Source organism: Antarctobacter albus (assembly GCF_900101505.1).
Classification (GTDB): domain Bacteria; phylum Pseudomonadota; class Alphaproteobacteria; order Rhodobacterales; family Rhodobacteraceae; genus Antarctobacter; species Antarctobacter albus.
The window spans coordinates 80,509-100,389 of sequence record NZ_FMZI01000013.1 but is presented as its reverse complement, the minus strand read 5'-3'; the positions used below and the strand labels follow the sequence as shown (position 1 = coordinate 100,389).

Genomic DNA, 19,881 nt, shown 5'->3' with positions numbered 1-19,881 from the left:
TTTTCAGAACCCCCACGGTCCGCGCGCCAGCGACAGACCCAGAACAAGGTGAAAGATGACGTAGATGCCGACAGAGGTGCCGACACCGACAAGCACTGCCTCAAGCGGGGCGGACCCCAGGCGCCATGCCAGGTAGGCGGCGGCAAAGGCGGTGGCCACGACAAAGCCCGCGACGGGCAGCATCTCGGCATAGAGGATCAGCACCACGACCGAGGCAAAGACCTCGACCAGGCGGCCAAGCGCGGGCCAGTGCGGCTCGGCATCCGGGCGCAGCACGATCACCAGGCTGGACAGGCCCAGGATGGCGGCAATGATCAGGGGGAAGGCCTTTGGGCCGACGGCATCCGAGAGAAAGCTTTCCTCGATCGCAAGCGCGGCAAAGACATAGCCGATGGCGAGGAGAATGCCGACGACCCCGAAAATACGATCGCTCATGGCGGTCTCCTTTTCCGGGTGTCAGGTAGAAGGTCGGGCGCCGCACATCCGCGCGGCGCCCTGCATCAGGCAAGCGGCGGGCGCTTACTTGATGATGCCGATTTCCCTGGAAATCGCCTGGATCTGCGCAACCGAGTCGGCCACGAAGCTCTGGAACTCGGCGCCCTGCAGGTCCAGCGGGGCCAGGCCGTTTGCAGCCATCACGTCTTTCCACGCGTCCGAAGCGTAGAGATCGGCGATCTTGGACACCCATGCGTCATAGGCCTCGTCACTCATGTCGCCGGGGGCGTAGAAGCCGCGCCAGTTGGCGCCGATGGCGTCGATGCCCTGCTCGCGCGCGGTCGGGAACTCGGCGAATTCGCCGGGTAGACGCTCGGGCGACAGGACCGCGATCACCTTGATGTCACCGCTGTCGACAAAGCCCTTGGCTTCGGAGATGTCCCCGGTGAAAGCCTGAACCGAACCGGCCAGCAGCTGGGTCACGGCCTCGCCGCCGCCGTCAAAGGCGATGTACTTGACCGAACGCACGTCGGTGATGCCATAGGCATTGGCCGCGATCAGGACCTTCAGGTGGTCCCAGCCACCCACGGCCGAGCCGCCCGCCACGGAAACCGAGGTCGGGTCCGCCTTGATCTGGTCCAGCAGCGCCGGCAGGCTGTCGACTTCGCTATCGGCGGAAACGGCGATCACGCCGTAGTCGGCGCCGATGGTGGCCAGCCAGCGCACCTGGTCCATGGTGTTGCCCGGGTAGGCGCCTTGCGCGAGGCGGGTCGCGGTCGCTGTCGAGGCCGCCACGATCAGGTCATCCTCGTCGTTGCGCTTGTTCACCACTTCTGCAAAGGCCACGCCGCCGCCGCCACCGGCGAGGTTGACGACCTGCATGGTCTTGTCGATCAGGCCAAGGTCCTGCATCGACTTGCCGACCTGGCGGCAGGTAAAGTCCCAGCCGCCGCCCGGGTTGGCCGGGGCGATGCATTCGGGGTTTTCCTGCGCCTGCGCCGCGACGGCGGAAAACGACAGGACAAAGGCGGCCAGTGCGCCACGGGTTGCGGAAAATTTCATGTGGTCCTCCAACACTCTGGCCGGACGCACTCCTCTGCATCCGGTCCGGTCCCCGCGCCATGAACGACTCTGCGCCCTTTTCCGCGGGTTGTGGATGTGTAACCAATGATCCTGTCATGAACCTGTCAGCCAAAGGACAGAATGACAGGAGAGGGAGGCCGCGGCGATGCGCGTGCTCATGATCGAAGACGCCGAGGATCTGGCCGAGGGCGTGATCCGGCAACTGGCCCGGTCCGGCATGGTCTGCGACCTGGCCCCCACGATCGAGGCCGCCCGCGACTATCGCGCAGTGCAGGATTACGATGCGCTGATCGTGGACATCAACCTGCCTGACGGCTCCGGCCTCGGCTACCTGCGTGACATCCGGCAAGGCGGCAACCGCACTCCGGTCCTGATGCTGACCGCGCTGGCCGACGTGGACGACCGGGTGACGGCGCTGGACGCGGGCGCAGATGACTACCTCAGCAAACCCTTCGATCAGCGCGAGCTGGAGGCCCGACTGCGCGCGCTGGTCCGGCGCGAGGCGGACCGCAAGTCACAGCAGATCACGCTGGGCCCGCTGGTCTACGCGCCCAACGACCGCAGCGCCACGCTGGACGGAAAACGCCTGGACCTGACCCGGCGCGAGGCGGCCCTGCTGGACGCGCTGATCCGGCACCAGGGGCAGTACCTGTCCAAGGCCCGACTGTACGATTCCCTCTACGGGTTCGACGATGCCGACGTCGGCGTGAACGCGATCGAGCTGTATATCGCGCGGCTGCGCAAGAAATTCGCCGACAGTCCCGTCAGCATCGCGACCCAGCGCGGTGTCGGCTACCGGATCGGGCTGGATGGCTGAGGCACGAATCCAGCGCAGCCTTGTCGCCCGCGTGCTGGGCGCGGTGCTGCTGATCCTGCTGCTGGGCGGATTGCTGGTGACGGTCTCGACCTGGTGGAACGGCAGACAGGCCGCGCGCCAGTCCTATGACCGCATCCTGCTGGGCGCCGCCAGCGACATCGCGGAATCGATCCGCATCCAGAGCGGCGCACCTTTTGTCGATCTCCCCGTCTCGGCCTTCGAACTTCTGGCGCAGGCCCCCGAGGACCGCATCTATTATGCCGTGCGCGGCCCCGACGGCACCTTCATCACCGGGCTGGACGAGACCTCGGCCATAGCGGCCCCGGATCGAACCGGCATAGCACCGGGCTATTTCGATGCGCCCCTGCAGGGGGAACCGGCGCGGTTTGTCCAGGTCACACGGCGCTTTGCCGAGCGGGAATATTCGGGATCGGTCGAGGTCATCGTGGGCCAGACCCTGCGCGCGCGGCAGGACATGACGGCGCGGCTGGTGCGGGATGCGCTCTGGCCGATGGGCGTGGCCGGCGTTGTGTTGCTGGTCATGTCCTGGTTCGTGATCCGCTCTGCCCTGCGCCCGCTCGAGGCGATCTCGGCCGATCTGGCCCTGCGCGACCCGAACGACCTGACGCCGATCCCCGTCGACCGCCTGCCCCGCGAATTGCAGGTCATGCTGGGGGCGATGAATCGTTTCATGGGGCGGCTCGACCGGCAGGTCGACGCGATGCGCAACCTGATCTCGGACACCGCCCACCAGTTGCGCACCCCGGTCGCCGCGATCCGCGTCCAGGCCGAGGCGGCGCAGGCCGAGACCGGGAACGAGGGAGCAGACAGGGCGCTGGGCCGGCTGCTGGCACGCAGCCGGTCGTTGAGCAAGCTGCTGGATCAGCTCTTGTCCCGCGCAATGGTCATCCACCGCACCGACAGCGCCCCCCGCCGCCCCGTCGACCTGCGCGAGATCGCGCTGGAGATCATCGAGCGGGACGAGCACCAGGCCCTGGCCCCCGGCGCCGAGGTGCGGCTGGACATCAGCAATGCGCCGGTCATGGTCCTGGCCGATGCCTTTTCGCTGGGCGAGGCCGCCAAGAACCTGCTGGCCAACGCCCTGCGTCATGGCAAGGCCCCGGTGACCATTGGCGCAGACCAATCCGGCAAGAGCGCCGCGATCTGGGTGCGGGACAGCGGGCCTGGCCCCGGTCCGGAAATTGCACAACGGCTGGGCGACAGGTTCAACCGCGACCGCGCCTCTGGCGAGGCCAGCACGGGGTTGGGCCTGTCCATCGTGACCTCTGTCGCCGCAGCCTTTGGCGGTTCGGTCGAGATGGGCCGCGACGACAAGGGCTTTCGCGCGGCACTGGTGCTGCCGGCGGCCCCGGGGGAGGCAGAGGAATGATCGTCCTCAGGACACTTCTTCCCTGGCTTATGGCGCTTGCATTTCTCGTCACGGGGGCTGCGGCGCAAGAGATGGAGGACAGGGCAGAATTCGGGTCGGGCGAGACCCGGCTGCTGCTGCGCTCGACCACCGATATCGCCATCCTGCGCCCGGTGATCCGGCTCTTTGCCGACCAGAACCCTGACCTGACCATCGTGTATGAACAATGGGGGTCGAACGATCTCTTCGCGCTCAGCCGTGCGGGTTGTCGTGAAGAAAGCGAGCCCGCCGATGCGGTCTTTTCCTCGGCGGTGCAACACATGGTCTGGCTGGTCAATGCCGCCTGCGCGCGGCAGGTCCAGTCACCGCTGGCCAGCGCCCTGCCCCCGGCCCGCCGCTGGCGCAACGAGCTGTGGGGCATCACCACGGAACCGGCGGTCATCGTCTACAACAAGGCGGCGATTTCGGGGGCCGAGGTGCCCCGCACGCGTTTTGCCCTGCTTGACGCCATGCGCACTCGGCCAGAGTTCTTTCGCGGGCGCATTGCCACCTATGACATCGGGGCCTCGGGGCTGGGGTTCCTCTTTGCCTATGCCGACAGCCTCGAGGCGACCAGTTTCGGTTCTCTGCTCGAAGGGTTCGCGCGGATCGAGGCGGTGGCGACCTGCTGTTCCGCCGAGATCATCCGGGGCGTCGCCGAGGGCCGGTATCTCATGGCCTACAACGTGCTGGGGTCTTACGTTCTGGGCGATCAGAGCGCCGAGATCGGGTTCATCCTGCCCGAGGATTACACCTTGCTCCTGTCGCGCGCCTACATGATCCCGCGGCAGGCCCGCCAGCCCGAGGCCGCCGAGCGCCTGCTGGACTTCCTGCTGTCCACGCCAGTGCAGGCACAACTCGCCGATGCCGGGCTGGTCAGCCCCATCGACGACGCGGAAAATGGGCTGCCCCCCAGCGCACGGCGGTTCATTCCGCTGTCGCCGGCCCTGCTGGTGGCAATGGACCGCAACCGGCGCGCGGCGCTCTTCGCCATCTGGGACGATGCCTTTCGCCGCGCCACCGGCCCCTAGCAGACAGGCATCACGACCCGACGACGCCGCGCGCCGCAAGCGCGGCAATGTCCTCGGGGCCGTATCCCAGCACATCCGCCAGTACCTGCGGCGTGTTCTCGCCCAGCAGGCTGGGCGCGCGGGCCGCGGCGGGACCTTCCCCGTCAAACCTTATCGGGCCACGCACCAGGCGCATCTCTCCCTGGCTGGGGTGACGGACGGTTTCCACCAGAGCCCGGTCCTGTACATGCGCCTGTTCCAGTGCGTCGCCGATGGACAGGATCGGCGCGCTGGGGACGTCGTATTCGCCGAGGCGGGCCAGCCAGTAGTCCGTCGTCTCCTGGGTCATCCGCCGGTGAATGATCTCATGCAGGGCGTCGCGGTTGGCCAGTCGCGCGTCGTAGAGCGCGAACCGGGGATCCTCGATCAACCCGTCCTCGCCCAGGCAGCGTGCGAAATTGTGCCAGAACCGTTCCGTCAGGCAGGCCACGATCACATGGCCGTCCGAAGTCGGGAAGGACCCGTAGGGTACGATGCTGGGATGCTGCGTACCGACAGGCTGCGGGCTTTGCCCGGTGACGAAATAGATCTGCGACAGGTACCCCTGCAAGGCGATCAGGCTGTCCAGCATGGCCACCTCGACGCGCCGCCCCTTGCCAGTCACGCTGCGCTCGTGCAGCGCCGCCAGCAGACCGAACAGCGAAAAGATGCTGCCCGCCATGTCGCCCAGAGGCACACCCAGCTTGTTCGGGGCCTGTCCCGGCTCGCGGTTGACGCTCATGACGCCGGAGAGGGCCTGCGCCACGATGTCGAAGGCGGGCTTGTCACCCAGCGGGCTGTTCTCGCCGAAGCCCGAGATCGAACAATAGATCAGGCCCGCGTTGTCCTGGCGCAACTGCTCGTACCCCAGGCCCAGGCGGTCCATCACGCCGGGGCGGAAATTCTCCAGCACGATGTCGCTTTGCCGGGCGAGGTCGCGCGCGATCTGCACGCCTTCCTCTGACTTCAGGTTCAGCGCGACGCTTTTCTTGCTGCGGTTCAGGGCGATGTAATAATGGCTCAGCTCGCCGTGGAACGGAGGAAAGTTGCGGGTCTCGTCGCCCTTTCCGACCGGCTCGATCTTGATCACCTCTGCGCCGAGGTCGGCCAGCACCATGCTGGCATAGGGACCGGACAGGATGCGCGAAAAATCCAGGACCTTGATGCCGGCAAGCGGTCCGCTGGAAGGGGAAGACTGGGTGTCGGTCATGTGCTGCGTCCTGTTTTCGAGGTAATTTTCATGATGGCCGAGGCGGTGGCCACGGGCCCGGTTCCGCTGTGGATCTCTGCATCGACGAAGATCAAGGACCGGGTGGCATGGCGGATCTCGGGCCTGATCTTCAGGAAGTCGCCGACCCGCGCCGCGCCCAGGAACCGGCTGTCCATCTGGACCGTGACCGTGGGCTGACGCTCGGCGGCCTTCCAGGCACGGATGGCGATCGCCTGGTCCAGCAAACTGGTCAGCACGCCGCCATGCACCAGCCCGATGTGATTGCCGTGGCGGTCATCGGTCTGGAAGCCGTATGTCCCCCTGTCCCCGGCATCCGTCGCGCGCAGCAAGGGCCCCATCAGTGCCATGAACCCCTTGATGTCCAGCGGCCTCCATTCCCCGGTGTCCGTGTCAGTCACGCCTCAACTCCCCGCGTCGATCTGCAATTCCTGGATGTGGTCCCGGATGCCCTGCATGGCCCGGGTCAGTTTCGGCACCTGCTTGTCCTTGAGCCGCTCGGAGATGCCGATGGCGACGATGGACCGCGTCATGCGTCCGCTGTTGCCGAAGACGGGCACCGCCACGACGGTCACGCCCGAGATATAGGTGCCCTGGTCCACGGCATAGCCGCGCTCGCGCGCCTCGCGGATCTCCTGCACCCAATCCTCGAATGCGGGGGGATGATCCCAGACCAGACGGTCGAACTCCTGCCTGAGGGTCTGCTCATCCTCTACGTTGAAGGCAGCGAACAGGCGCCCCGTGGCGCTGATGAGCGCGGGAAAGCGGCTGCCCAGGTCCACCTGCAGCCGGAACGGCATGCTGGATTGCGACAGGGCCACGACGATCATCTGGTTGGGTTCCGAGAGCTGCGTGGCGATGCTGGTCACGCCGAACTTCTGCGACAGCTCGGACAGCTGCGGCTGGATCAGGGTCGAGAAACTGTTGCGCTGAAGCGCCGAGCGGGCCAGCGGCAGGATGCCGATTCCGATCGTGTAGCGCTTGGTCTGCGAATCGAAATCCACCATCCCCTCGTCTTGCAGGACACGCAGGATGTGCAGGCAGGTGCTGGGCACCAGGTCCAGCTCGCGCGCCATCGGGTTGACCCCCACCGGTTCCGGCGACCGGGCCAGAAACCTCAATATTGCAAGGGCCCTGGTGACTGCCGGCACCTGCCGTTTCGCCGTCGATCCCGCCTGTTCACTGGTCATGCCTACCTCTCCGAACTACTGATTTTCATTGCCCATATACAATAATATCAGCGTATTGACAATAGATGACTGCAATCCCTACCGTTGTCAACGAACCGGACGGACACCTCGTGTCGATCCGCACACGAGACCTTGGGAGGCAGACAGGAATGACCCGCCTGACGGAATTCACGTCTTACGAAGACGCCAAGAAACACTATTCGAAGGACCGCCTGTGGGAGCTGTTCGACGGCACACGGGAGCGGTTCAACATCGCCCACGAGTGCATCGACCGCCATGTCGACGGGGACAACGCGGCGCTGCGGGTGGCCCATGCGGATGGCCGCGACGAGGTCATCAGCTTCGAGGAGATCTCGCGCCGGTCGTCGCAGATCGCGCATTTCCTGACGGCAAAGGGCATTGGCAAGGGCGACCGCGTCGCGGTGATGATCGACCCGTCGCTGAGCTTCTATTGCGCGCTCTTCGGCATCATCAAGGCCGGGGCGGTCGCGGTGCCGATGTTCTCGCTTTTCGGGCCGGACGGCATTCGCCTGCGCGTCGGGGACTGCAAGCCCGAGGTCTTTTTCACCAATGCCGAGAAAGCCCCGGAAGCGGTTGAAGGCGGCGCCAAGAATGTCATCGTCGTCGATCAGGACTTTCTTGACGGGCTGAATGATCTGCCCGCAACCTTTGACTGGGACACAACGGGCCGCGACCTGGCGGTTCTGCAATACACCTCGGGCACGACCCGTGCCCTGCCGGCGGCGGTGCAGCACAATCACCAGTCCATCGTCACGCTGATGGTGGCCGCGCTTTATGCCACCGGCATCCGCCCCGGCGACCGGTTCTTCTGCCCGTCGTCACCCGCATGGGGCCACGGGTTGTGGCACGGCACGCTGGCACCGCTGGCAATAGGTGTCTCCACCGGCACCTTCAGCGGCAAGTTCGATCCCGTTCGCCTGCTCAAGGCATTGCAGGATTTCAGGATCACCAACCTGACCGCTGCGGCCACGCATTACCGGATGATGCGCAACTCCGGCGAGGCCGAGAATTACACATACAGTTTCGACAAGCTGTCCTTCACCGGAGAGCCCATCGACTCGGAAACCGCGCATTACGTCGAACGGGTCTTCGGGACCAAGGTGCGGTCGATGTACGGCACGACCGAGATCGGTGTCATCATTGCCAACTATCCCGGCGCCGACGACCTGGAAGTGCGCGATGGCGCGATGGGCAAGGCCGTTCCCGGCGTCGAGGTCGAAGTGCAACGCGCCGACGGCAGCCCGGCGGACCCCGGAGAAACCGGCGAGCTGATGGTCAGGAAGCGCGGCGAATGGTTCCCGACAAAGGACCTCGGCCGCGTGGACGAGGATGGCTATTTCTACCACGGCGGCCGCGCGGACGACGTCATCATCTCGGCCGGCTGGACCATCGGCGCGGTCGAGGTCGAGGATGCGGTGCTCAGCCACCCGGCGGTGGCCGAATGTGGCGTAATCGGCGCACCGGACGCGGTGCGGGGCCTCGTGGTCAAGGCCTACATCATTCTCAAGGCGGAAGAGACCGACGGCCTCGTCGAGGACATCCAGAACCACGTCCGCGCCCGCCTCGCCCGTCACGAATACCCCCGCCAGATCGAGTTCGTCAGCGAACTGCCGAAAACCCCGGCGGGCAAGGTCAACCGCAAGATCCTGCGCGATCAGGAAGCCAAGAAATTCGAAGCCGCGGAATAACCCGCGCGCGACCCGACAGACGTTCTGAGGAGAGAAACATGAACGACATGACCCACAAGAAATTCCCGAAGATCACGCAGGAGGGCCTGGACGACCTGCGCCAGCGCATCGGCGTGAAGATCGAGAAGACGGTCGAGCCCTGGTGCTACGAGGCGACCCGCGACAACATCCGCCACTACGCCCACGGCATCGGCGACGACAACCCGCTGTGGTGCGATCCCGAATATGCCAAGAGCACGAAATACGGCGACGTGATCGCCCTGCCCTCTTTCCTCTTCGCGACCAACCGGATCATCTCGGGCTATGTCGGCGGCCTGCCGGGCGTGCATGCCATGTGGTCGGGCGCCAACTGGAACTGGCACAAGACGATCACCCGCAACATGGAATTCCGCACCGAGGCGGTGCTCAAGGACCTGGTCGAGCATGACACCCGGTTCGCGGGCCGCGCCGTGCAGCAGATCTATCACGTCGATTTCTACGACGCCGCGACCGGCGACCTTGTGGCCGATGCCGACAGCTGGTGTTTCCGCACCGACCGCGACCAGGCCCGCGAGAACGGCACAAAGTACACCGAGGCCAAGGCCAAGGGCCGTCGTGTCTGGACCGAGGAAGAGCTGCAGGAATACTACAAGTACTACGAGCAGGAGACGGTCCGCGGCGCCGAAACCCGCTACTGGGACGACGTGGCCGAGGGTGAAGAGCTGCCCACCATGGTCAAGGGTCCGATGACGGCCACCGGCTTCATCGCCTACGCCCAAGGCTGGGGCGGCCTGTACATCCGCGCCAACAAGCTGGCATGGCAGCTACAGCAGAAGCACCCCAGCGCCGGACCCAAGAACAAGTTCGGCATTCCGGACTGCCCCGAGCGTGTTCACTGGGAAGAGGAATTCGCCCTGGAGGTCGGCGCCCCCGGTGCCTATGACTACGGCCCCGAGCGCACCTCCTGGCTGACCCACCAGGTCACCAACTGGATGGGCGACGACGGTTTCCTGCGCCAGGCCAAGTGCCAGGTCCGCCGGCACAACCCCGAGGGTGACATCATCCTGATCCACGGCACCGTGATCCGGAAATTCGAGGAAAACGGCCGTTACCTGCTGGAAATTCAGCAACGCGCGGAACAGCAGGATGGCGAACTGTCGGCCATGGGTTCGGCCATCGTCGAACTGCCCAAGCGCTAAGATCGGAATACCGCAACGGCAAGGGAGGCATGGCCGATGCTTGATAAAGTTCTGAGCAAGATAGAAGACGTCCTGCACCTGGCGGGCTGTCTGAGCCTTGTCGCCGTCGCGGGTCTGATCAACGCGGACATCCTCTTACGCTTGTTCGCGAACCGCCCGGTCCAGATCCAGTTTGAACTGACCGAACTGTACCTGATGCCGGCGCTTGCAACCCTGTCGCTGTCGCGGGTTTTCCGCGATGGCGGCCATCTGGCACTGGAATTCACCCCCGAACGCCTTCCCGGCCCGATCGGCGTGGTGATTTCCAAACTTCGCTTGTTGTTGCCCGCGGCGTTCTTCGTCGCGGTGACGGCAATGTCCGGAAAATTCGCCCTCGAAGCCATCGTCCACGGGGACGTGGAATACGGGGTGGTCGATTGGCCGCTTGGGTGGGCCTATGCCTCCATCCCCCTGGGATGTGGCGTTCTGGCCCTGCGGCTGCTGCATGACGCGCTGTTGAAGCGCGATCTTGCAGTGACCTGAATTCAGTTCAAACGGGAGGAGAAACCGATGAAATTGATGACCACTTGCCTTGCGGCCGTGACCGCCGCTTTGACCTTTGCCACGGCTGGCCAGGCGGAAACGCTGCGCCTTGGCGATTTCCAGTCGACCAGTCACATCGTGTCCGTCGAGGGCACGACCAAGTGGATGGCCGCGGTCGAAGAGGCCACCGACGGCGCGATCACCTTCCAGCACTTTCCCTCGCAGCAGGCCGCCAAGTCCAAGGCACAGCTCGATGCGGTGAACAACGGCATCCTCGATGCTGCGCTGCTGGGCACGCCGTACCACGCCGATGTTCTGCCGCTGAACTCTGTCGTCGCTCTGCCGGGATTCTACACCACCGCCGAACAGGGCACCAAGGCCCTGCAGGCCATGCTCAAGGACGGACCGCTGCGCGAAGAAATCCTTGCCGCGGGTGTGACGCCGATCTTCGGTTTTGTGCTGCCGCCCTACCAGGTTCTGGCCAAGGCGCGCCTGGGTCAACCCGCCGACTGGGACGCGCAGGATATCCGCACCTCGGGGTCGACGCAGGCGATGACCGCCCGCGCGCTGGGTGGCGTCGGAATCTCGATCCCAGGACCGGAAGTCTATACCGCCGTGGAACGTGGCCGTCTTGATGCCGTTCTCTTCCCGCTGGCCTCGGTGCCCGGCTACAAGCTGAACGAGGTCGTCAGCCATATTTCGACCAACGGGTCGTTCGGCGGCTACAGCTTCGTCATGGTGATCCGCAGCGACCTGTTCGACGGGCTGCCCGAAGAGACACAGGCCGAGCTGCTGCGTCTTGGCGATGAGAGCGCCCTGCACGTGGCGCAGGCACAGGATGCCTCGGTGTCCGAGTTGATCGAAGAGTGGAAGGCCGAAGGCATCGACACCTACGAGTTCACGGACGAGGAACTGACCGCCGTGAAAGATGCGCTGAGTGCGGTCAGCCTGGACTGGGTCGAGCGGATCAAGAGCGACAATGCTCAGGCCGTTCTCGATGCCTACGCGGCCCAGACCAGCCAGTAATCCGACATCCAAACGGACATGAAGACAGCCGCCCGCGGCGGCTGTCTTTCACTCTAACGCGCACAGGCCACTTATGCTGACCTTTCTTGCCATACTTGTCGTTTTGGCTGTCTTGATGACGTTTCGCGTTCCCATCGCTTTTGCCATGGGGATTTCCGGGACCATTGGCCTTGCGGCCCAACTGGGACCGCGCCCGGCCCTTGCGGTGCTGGAGCGGACATTCTTCGATACCTCCGCCTCTTTCATCCTGGTCGCCATCCCGCTGTTCATTCTCATGGCCGAACTGCTGACGGCGGGGGATGTCACCCGGCGGGCCATCATCGCCTGTCAGGCCTGGATCGGCCACGTCAAGGGTGGGCTGGCCATGGCCACCGTGGCCGCATCTGTCATCCTCGCCGCCCTTGTCGGCAGCTCCACTGCCTCGACCGCGGCGATGTCCGCCTCGGCCTTTCCGCAGATGCGGGCGCACAGATACTCGGACCGGCTTGCGGCCGCGGTGGTCAGCGTCGGCGGTACGCTCGCCGTGGTGGTGCCGCCCTCGATCGTGCTGGTGGTCTACGGCGTGTTGACCGAGACCTCGATCGGCAAGCTGTTCATTGCCGGGATCATTCCGGGGCTTCTGACCGCCACCGGCCTGGCCGTGGTCATCAAGATCATTGCCGAAACGACCGACCAGGCACCGAAGGGCGATCCCTTCGTCCTGAAAACCGCGGTCAAGGAAAGCCGTCATGTGATCCCGATGGTTCTGCTCATGGTGGCGGTGATCGGCGCGATCTACGGCGGCATCGCCTCGCCCTCCGAGGCGGCGGCGCTGGGGGTCATGGGATCGCTGCTGATCGTGCTGGCGCAACGCACGCTGAGCTTTGTCCAGTTCAACAAGTCGATCAGCAGTTCGATCCGCGCGACGGTGATGATCGTGGCCATCGTCGCCTGTTCGGCGATCTTCTCCAACTACCTCGCCTTTACCCGCATTACCCACAGCATGCTGGAGTTCGTGGCCGTCACCGAGATGCCGCGCGAGGTGATCATGGGGATCATCATCCTCGTGCTGCTGGTGATGGGCATGTTCATGGACCAGCTGGCGATCCTGTCGCTGGCGATGCCCCTGGCCTTTCCCACGGCCATGGCGCTTGGCTATGACCCGGTCTGGTTCGGGATCGTCGTGACCAAGACGGTCGAGATCGGCCTGCTGACGCCGCCCTTGGGGCTGAATGCCTATGTCGCCGCCTCGCAGACCCGCGTTCCGCTGGGAACGATCTTTCGCGGCATCCTGCCTTTCCTGGCGATGGAGATCGTTGTCCTGATCCTGCTACTGTGCTTTCCGCAGGTTACGCTGTTCCTGCCGGACCTGATGCTGCGGTGAACGGAAACGGCGCCGGGCCGCCCGTGGCTGGCCCGGCGCATCACCCCGATCCCTACAGGATAAAGTCGTCGGCGGTCAGGCCGCTGACGCCGACCACCCGGATACCGCCGTCGGCGCTGCCATCGCCATCGGTATCGAACTGAACCACGGTTCCGCCGCCTGCCGTCTCGATCAGCTGCAGTTCCGGCGCGCCGGTGCCGGTGAAACCATCCGTCCCGCGAAAGCTGAAGGCACCCGGCACAACGCCGGCCAGGTTGATCACGTCCAGCCCCTGTTCGAAATCCAGGATCTGGTCCCGAGCGGCGCCCAGCCCGGCCTCGGTGGCAGAGGCGAACAAGAAGACATCCGCATCCGCGCCCCCGGTCAGGAGATCGGTGCCCGGGCCGCCGATCAGCAGGTCTTCGCCCGCGCCCCCGTCCAGCACATCGGCCCCGCCGTCACCGCGCAGGACGTCGTCACCGTCGCCGCCGGACATCGTGTCGGCGCCCTGACGCCCGATCAGTACGTCACCGCCCGCGCCGCCCTCGATGACATTGCCCAGGTGGTTGCCCCGCAGCACGTCCCCAAAGGCAGACCCCAGCAGGTTCTCGACCGACAGGTAGGTATCGCCACGCGCGTCGCCCGTGTTCAGCGTCGGATCGACGAGGTCTGCGATCAGGCCTCCGCCCGCCGATGCGTAGACCGCCGTATCGGACCCCGCTCCGCCGATCAGCCGGTCCTCCCCCGCGTCCCCGGCAAGGGAGTCGTCGCCATCATAGCCGATCAGCGTATCGGCCCCGGCCAAGCCGGACAGCAGGTTCGACGCGCCATCGCCGCGCAGGCTGTCGCCGTAGGCGCTACCGATCAGGTCTTCCACGTCGAGATAGCTGTCCCCCGCGGCCGCGCCGGTGTTCAGCCCGGCATTGCCAAGGTCGGCGATCACGGACCCGGCGGCATTGGCGTAGCTGGCCGCGTCTGTCCCGGTGCTGCCGATCAACCAGTCGGCGCCCTGCCCGCCCATCAGCGTGTCGTTGCCACCCCGGCCCACCAGCGTGTCGTTCCCGGCCAGACCCGACAACAGGTTGGCGCCGGCGTCGCCGCGCAGGCTGTCGGAATGGGCAGAGCCTTCGAGGCTCTCGATCCCGATGTAGGTATCGCCACGCGCCTCACCCGTGTTCAGCGCGGCATTGGCAAGATCGGCAATCAGCCCGGCCGCCGCCCCGTCGTAAGAGGCCATGTCCATCCCCGTATTGCCCACTAGCCAATCGGCCCCGGACCCGCCGTTCAATGTGTCGTCGCCCTCCATCCCGTTCAGGATGTCGTTGCCGTCACCTGCATTCAGGCCGTTGCCCAGCGCGTTCCCGAACAGCCGGTCATTGCCGCCCGCACTGGTCAGGTGTTCGATACCCAGAAGAACATCCATTCCGCGCCCGGTGTCCTGCGGCCCCGAGATGCGCAGGTCGACCGTGACCGCGTCATCTCCGGCAAAGCTCGCCGTGTCCTCGCCCATGCCGCCGACCAGGCTGTCGTCCCCCGCGCCGCCGGTCAGGTCATCGTCGCCCGCGCCGCCCTCGAGCGTGTCATTGCCCGCGCCGCCGTTCATCACGTCGTTGCCGCCGCCTTCCTGCGCCACGATCACGGGGACGGGACCGGCGCCGCTGATGGTTTCCGCCAACAGGGGATCGCCGCCCATCGCATCCTCCATCCGTCCGGTTGCGGGATCGGGCACCCAAAGCGTCACCAGCCCCGGCTCCGTCGCGGGATCCACCGGCGACAGTGCCTTTTGCGCCACTTCCGTCGCGCCCAACGCCCGGTTCCAGACCCGGACTTCGCCGACTTCGCCCCGCAGCACCTGGTTGCTGTCGAAGGCGCCGTTCACCTGGTCCTGTTCCTGCCCGATGATCAGCGTACCCCCGGCAGTCAGCCCGCCGATGGTCGATCCGACGATCACGTTGGAATAGACGCTTTCGCCATCATAGTAGAGGCTGAAGGAGGCATTGCCGCCGGAGTCCGGGGTGACGGACAGGGTGATGCGATGCGCCTGGCCGTCGAAGAGACCGGTCAGCGGAACATTTGTCACGTAGTGCCGGCCATTGATCCAAAGCTCCATCCCGCCTGTGGGTGTTCCGATAAGCAGCAGTTCATTGGTGCTGCCCGGCACGGCGTAGGACAGGAACGAGGTCTGCATGCTCCCGGGCGCCTCTGTCGCGCGGAACATCATGTCCACGGTGAAGGAGCCGCCGGGCATGACGTCATACCCCTGCAGCCGCAGCATCTGGTCGCGCGTTCCATCGGCGTTCATGGCAAAGGCCGGCGTGTCGATCCCGTCGACCAGGTGGTCATTACCGTCGCCGCCCGACAGTGTGTCGTTGCCGCCAAGACCCACCAGCAGGTCGTCACCCGCATCGCCGCTCAGCTGGTTGCGGGCGTCATCGCCGGTCAGACGGTCGTCCGAAAGCGACCCCGAGACATTCTCGATCCCGCCGAAGGTATAGCTGTAGGCGACCCCGGTCGACAGGTCGCGAAAACCTCCGATCCCGTCACGCAGATGGATCGCGGCCTGGCCAGGCGTCTGGACGGGCTGCCAGTCGGGCGTTCCGTCCGACAATTCGCCGGTCTGGTTGGGGCCAAAGCTGGCGGTGTCGATCCCGGCGCCGCCCTGCATGTCGCCGCCGCCCATGCCGACCACCAGCAGGTCGTTGCCACTGCCGCCGCGCAGGGAATCCAGCCCCTCGCCCGCAAAGAGCACGTCGTTGCCCAGCCCGCCGTCGATCAGGTCATTTCCCGCCTGTCCGTTGAGATTGTTGCCCAGGTGGTTGCCCGTCAAATTGTCGCCATGCTGGCTGCCGCGCAGGTTCTCGACGCCGCTGGTCTGGATAGTGGCATTGCCTCCCTGCGACAGGTCCAGCGTCACCGGCCCGTCGAAACCGCTGAAATCCGCCACGTCCGTACCCGGCCCGCCGGACAGGGTGATCTGCCCAGGACCGCTGAACAGGCGCAGGATGTCGTCCCCGCGACCGCCGGACATCAGGTCGTTGCCGCCGACATCAATGCCGCCTTCGGCATTGCGCAGGTCGTCGTTGCCGTCACCGCCAAGGATACGGTCGTCGCTGCTGCTGCCGATCAGTGTATCGTCACCGTCCTCGCCGGCCAGCACGTCCAGGCCGCTGCCCGAATGGCCAAGGATCACGTCATTTCCCAGCCCGCCCCGCAGGTGGTTCGCCCGGTCGTTTCCGGCGATGAAATCGTTCTGGTCACTGCCGATGACGGCCTCGAACCCCTTGATCTCGATATAGGACTCTCCCAGCAACAGATCGAAACTGCCGCCCGGTGCGCCCAGCTGCCGCTGCAGGCTGTCGAAGGCGGCATAATCCGCCGCCCCCGGCAGCTGCATGGTGCCGGGTTCATGTCCTTCGGCCACACCCTTGTAGCCCAGTTTGAGCGGGTCACCGATGTACTCGCCGCTCAGGTCGATCGCCCAGCCAAGGTCGCTGCCCGAAAAGTCCAGCGTGTCGACCTCGGCGCTGCCGGCTGGCTCGGCGTCGTCGCTGCCGTCGACCAGCAACCAGCCCTGGCGGGTGATCTCGACCGTGTCATCGCCGCTGCCGCCTTCCAGGTTGGTGCGCCCCTGCGCGGGCCGGAACCGGTCATCGCCCGCGCCGCCATCGTAGAAATCGTGGACGGTAAAGCTGTTCTGAGGGTCCGCCGTGTCCCAGATCGGGCGAAAGTTGCGCGCACCGCCCTCGAAGAGGTCATCGCCCTCGCCCCCGAAATAGACATCCTGCCGGTCAGAGCCGATGAAGGTGTCGTTGCCTTCGGCGCCAAAGACCTGGAACGACCCCTCGATCCGGTCGGTGCCGATCAGGTTGCCCGTGCCGTCGTACTTGCGGATCAGGTTCTGCGCCCCGTCGACCCGCAGGTGGTGGGGCAGCATCGCGTCGATCTCTGCCGGGCTGAGGCCGACCGCGGCCAGTGCCGGGAACATCGGGAAGTTGGCCGCGTAGTCGACGCCGCCGTACCAAATGCTGCTGAAGTTGCCGCGTTCGTTGATGTAGCTGTCATTGCCCGTGCCGGCCACGATCAGCTTGCGCCCTATGGTCGAGGGATCGGTCGGCTCATAATCCACCGCCGTGGCGATCACGGTGTCGTTGCCCGCACCGCCGATCATCAGGTCGGTGCCCTTGCCACTCAGCAGGGAATCGTTGCCACCCAGCCCGCGCAGCACGTCGTCGTCACCGCGCCCGTCCAACCGGTTGGCGCCATCGTCCCCCCACAGCCAGTCCTCGTTGTCGCTGCCGGTCAGGTTCTCGACCGCTACGTAGAAATCCTCGGAGACGAAGGGCTGCCGGGGATCGCCCGGCGCCAGCAGCGACACGAAATGCGGCCGGTCGGATTCGCCCAGGTAAGAGCCGACATCGCTGTCCGCTCCGCCGTCGATCCTGTCGAACCCGGCCCCGCCTTCCAGGAAGTCGCTACCATTGCCACCGTAGAGAGAGTCGTTGCCGCCCCGTGCGGCGATGTAATCCATCAGCTCGTACCCGGCGATGCTTTCGGCGCCGTCGGTCCCGAACATGAAATCGCGCGACGGCCCGGTCGGCACTCCGGGCAGGGAAATCCCGTCGCCATCGGTCTCGCCGTTCGCGGCATCGTAGAAATAGTCGAAATCGTCGATGTGAAGCGTGCGATCCTCGAAAATGAAATACTCGACGTTGCTGATGACGTCGGTGCCCAGATCCGGCGCATCGGAGGCGCCGTGGGTGTGGCTGACGAGGATGTCGCCGGTGACCGTGTCGCGCTTGATGCTGAATTCGCTCAGGTTGCCCTGAAGGATGACACCGTCGGTGCCGGTGCCGCCGTCGATGATATCGTCGCCAGCGCCCCCGATCAGCACGTCGTTGCCCGCCCCGCCGTGCAGGACGTCATCGCCCAGCCCGCCCGAGATCAGGTCATCGCCGTCCTGCGCAAAGATGTTCGTGCCCCCGGCGATGATCCCGTTGGGATCGCGCCCCTCGAAGCCGTCATAGCCGATTGCAAGGTTGGCGTTGTCGTCCAGCAGCAGGTTGACCGGATCGAAAGGCGTGATCAGCTTGCGCACCTCGACGGCCAGACGGTCGACGTCGTCGCGCATCCGCGCCATGACATCGGGTTCCAGCGCCACGTCCAGGTTGGGCGCTTCCACCACGAGGTCACCGAATTCCACCTCGAAATTGCCCAGGTCCAGGTCGATCCCCTCAAAGAGGCTGAGCTCGGGGATCAGGTCGTTGATCGCATCCGACATCTGTTCGAAGAGGTCGGTGACGCCGAGGCTGTCCAGGATCGGGTCCAGGACCGGGTTGATGACCGCGTCGATCACCGCCTCTGCGGCATCCAGCGCCCATTGCACCGGCTCCAGCGCGTCGTTGAGCACATCCATCGGTGTCTGCAGGAAATCGACCTTGCCGATCAGGTCGATGAAATCCCGGGCAACGCCGATCAGCGTGGCAGCCGTGGACGGGAAATCCCCCAGGATGCCGTCGATCCGCACCTTCAGCGCGTTGATGTCCTCTGCGATATCCGCGATGCCGCTGGTCGCCCCGTTGATGGTGCCAGCCGTGATCTCTGCCTGGTCGATCGCGTTCTGCAGCTCGGTCGGAATGGAATAGGCGTTCTCGATCCCGTCGGCGGCATCGGCGATCCCGTTCTCGATGGCCGAAAGCTCGGCCACAGTGATTTCCAGCGCGTCCCTTGCACCTTCCAGCCCGTTGATCAGTGCCTCGACGTTGTTCTTGAAGTCGCCGAACTTGCTTTCCACGTCGATGCCGTTGGCAACGTCATTGGCGCGCTCCTCGACGCTTTCGATCACCCGCTTGAGGAAGGGGGTCACGCTCGACAGCGGCGGCCCGACCTTGGAGATCAGCGCAAGCGCGTTCTTCAGCCCCTTGGCAATGCTCTCCAGCTTTTCCGCGTCCTCGTCGATGTCCTCGAGGACCTCGAAGACATCCTTGACCAGCGTCAGCGCGTCGATTGCGCCGTTGACCGCATCCAGGGCCGTCTGCGCGGCGAGCCGCGTGTCCTGCACATTGTCGTCCAGTTGGGAAACTTGGCCAGGCATCGAATCTCTCCGTCAAATCAAGGGCCGGTCTTGCCGGTGTTGCGGTCAGGCTAAATCGATGCGTGCCCACGCAGGATGGGGTAGATCCCCCAATCCATCCGCACCGATGGAACACCGGCCCGGTGCACACCGCAAGACAATGACGCCGCCTAAAGCCCCGACGTCGGCGCGATCAGCCCTTCGCGCAACGCGTAGGCGATCAACTGGGCGACCGAATGCACGTCCAGTTTCTGCATCAGGTTGGTCCGGTGGCGGTCGACGGTCTTGACGCTGATCCCCAGGATCTGGGCGATTTCCTTGTTCGATCGTCCGGTCACGACCAGGTTCAGCACCTGCCGCTCGCGTTCCGACAAGTCCGGAACCTCCGGCGCCTCTTCCAGCATTCTGCGGAACACCTCGGAGACGTGACGCCTGCCCCTCAGGATGCCGGGCAAGGCGCCAAAGAGTTCATCGTTGTCCTCGCCCTTGGAAAACAGCCCGTCGACGCCGCAAGAGACCAGTTCCCCGATCTTGCCCGGCGACGTGACCCCACTCAGCACGACGACGCGTGTTTCAGGCGACCAGCGCCGCGCCTCGATCAGGACCTCCAGCCCACCCGCCAGCGGCATCTGCACGTCCAGCAGCAACAACGACGGCCGGTGCTGCCGGATCGCGGCGATGGCGCTGAGCCCGTCGGCGGCCTCGGCCACCACCTTGACGCCTGCCGGCTCGACAAGGCCGGGGCTTTCCAGTGCGGCGCGCAGGCCGGACCGGACAATCGCGTGATCGTCCGCTACAACGGCTTGGAAACGGGGCTCTGACAT

Annotated in this window: 15 protein-coding genes; 8 read left to right on the top strand and 7 right to left on the bottom strand. The window is 65.4% G+C overall.

The features are described from left to right. Positions 1-3: 3 nt before the first annotated feature. Together BLQ71_RS20280 and BLQ71_RS20275 are read right to left on the bottom strand one after the other, a co-directional pair. Positions 4-435 (bottom strand): tripartite tricarboxylate transporter TctB family protein, encoded by a 432-nt coding sequence (locus tag BLQ71_RS20280; protein ID WP_074623034.1) that lies wholly within the window; start codon positions 433-435, stop codon positions 4-6. A gap of 84 nt (positions 436-519) precedes the next feature. Then, entirely contained in the window at positions 520-1,497 is a 978-nt protein-coding gene (locus tag BLQ71_RS20275; protein WP_074623033.1) for a Bug family tripartite tricarboxylate transporter substrate binding protein, read from the bottom strand. 166 nt (positions 1,498-1,663) lie between these two features. Between BLQ71_RS20275 and BLQ71_RS20270 the strand changes: the two genes are divergently transcribed. Genes BLQ71_RS20270 through BLQ71_RS20260 form a run of 3 tightly spaced genes read left to right on the top strand, consistent with a single transcriptional unit; the run spans position 1,664 to position 4,774 of the window. Then, complete coding sequence (locus tag BLQ71_RS20270; protein ID WP_043144862.1) at positions 1,664-2,335, top strand: response regulator transcription factor; 672 nt, start codon at positions 1,664-1,666, stop codon at positions 2,333-2,335. Beyond that, entirely contained in the window at positions 2,328-3,725 is a 1,398-nt protein-coding gene (locus BLQ71_RS20265; RefSeq protein ID WP_074623032.1) for a sensor histidine kinase, read from the top strand. The genes BLQ71_RS20270 and BLQ71_RS20265 overlap by 8 nt, the downstream gene beginning before the upstream one ends. Next, positions 3,722-4,774: an ABC transporter substrate-binding protein gene (locus BLQ71_RS20260; RefSeq protein WP_074623031.1), complete on the top strand. Its 1,053-nt coding sequence runs from the start codon at positions 3,722-3,724 to the stop codon at positions 4,772-4,774. The genes BLQ71_RS20265 and BLQ71_RS20260 overlap by 4 nt, the downstream gene beginning before the upstream one ends. A 10-nt stretch (positions 4,775-4,784) precedes the next feature. Here the strand turns inward: BLQ71_RS20260 and BLQ71_RS20255 are convergent, their stop codons facing one another. The 3 genes from BLQ71_RS20255 to BLQ71_RS20245 are packed head-to-tail and all read right to left on the bottom strand — an operon-like array spanning position 4,785 to position 7,210. Next, entirely contained in the window at positions 4,785-6,002 is a 1,218-nt protein-coding gene (locus tag BLQ71_RS20255; protein WP_074623030.1) for a CaiB/BaiF CoA transferase family protein, read from the bottom strand. Beyond that, positions 5,999-6,421, bottom strand: a complete 423-nt coding sequence (locus tag BLQ71_RS20250; RefSeq protein WP_074623029.1) for a PaaI family thioesterase — start codon at positions 6,419-6,421, stop codon at positions 5,999-6,001. The genes BLQ71_RS20255 and BLQ71_RS20250 overlap by 4 nt, the downstream gene beginning before the upstream one ends. Before the next feature lie 3 nt (positions 6,422-6,424). Then, positions 6,425-7,210, bottom strand: a complete 786-nt coding sequence (locus BLQ71_RS20245; protein ID WP_074623028.1) for an IclR family transcriptional regulator — start codon at positions 7,208-7,210, stop codon at positions 6,425-6,427. 149 nt (positions 7,211-7,359) lie between these two features. Here BLQ71_RS20245 and BLQ71_RS20240 point away from each other — a divergent pair, with 149 nt between their 5' ends. The 5 genes from BLQ71_RS20240 (at position 7,360) to BLQ71_RS20220 (ending at position 13,008) form a co-directional block, all read left to right on the top strand. After that, positions 7,360-8,919: an acetate--CoA ligase gene (locus BLQ71_RS20240; protein WP_074623027.1), complete on the top strand. Its 1,560-nt coding sequence runs from the start codon at positions 7,360-7,362 to the stop codon at positions 8,917-8,919. Between the two features lie 38 nt (positions 8,920-8,957). After that, on the top strand, positions 8,958-10,097 hold the full coding sequence (locus tag BLQ71_RS20235; protein WP_074623026.1) for an FAS1-like dehydratase domain-containing protein: 1,140 nt from the start codon (positions 8,958-8,960) through the stop codon (positions 10,095-10,097). Between the two features lie 36 nt (positions 10,098-10,133). Continuing rightward, complete coding sequence (locus BLQ71_RS20230) at positions 10,134-10,619, top strand: TRAP transporter small permease (protein ID WP_069208655.1); 486 nt, start codon at positions 10,134-10,136, stop codon at positions 10,617-10,619. Between the two features lie 27 nt (positions 10,620-10,646). Continuing rightward, the gene (locus BLQ71_RS20225) at positions 10,647-11,645 is read left to right on the top strand and encodes a TRAP transporter substrate-binding protein (RefSeq protein WP_043144853.1); all 999 of its coding nucleotides are present in this window, start codon (positions 10,647-10,649) and stop codon (positions 11,643-11,645) included. 73 nt (positions 11,646-11,718) lie between these two features. Further along, on the top strand, positions 11,719-13,008 hold the full coding sequence (locus tag BLQ71_RS20220; protein WP_074623025.1) for a TRAP transporter large permease: 1,290 nt from the start codon (positions 11,719-11,721) through the stop codon (positions 13,006-13,008). A 52-nt stretch (positions 13,009-13,060) separates the two neighbouring features. Here BLQ71_RS20220 and BLQ71_RS20215 read toward each other — a convergent pair whose 3' ends face one another. Together BLQ71_RS20215 and BLQ71_RS20210 are read right to left on the bottom strand one after the other, a co-directional pair. Next, complete coding sequence (locus tag BLQ71_RS20215) at positions 13,061-19,078, bottom strand: LamG-like jellyroll fold domain-containing protein (RefSeq protein ID WP_074623024.1); 6,018 nt, start codon at positions 19,076-19,078, stop codon at positions 13,061-13,063. Positions 19,079-19,227: 149 nt separating this feature from the next. Then, on the bottom strand, positions 19,228-19,881 hold the full coding sequence (locus tag BLQ71_RS20210; protein ID WP_074623023.1) for a LuxR C-terminal-related transcriptional regulator: 654 nt from the start codon (positions 19,879-19,881) through the stop codon (positions 19,228-19,230).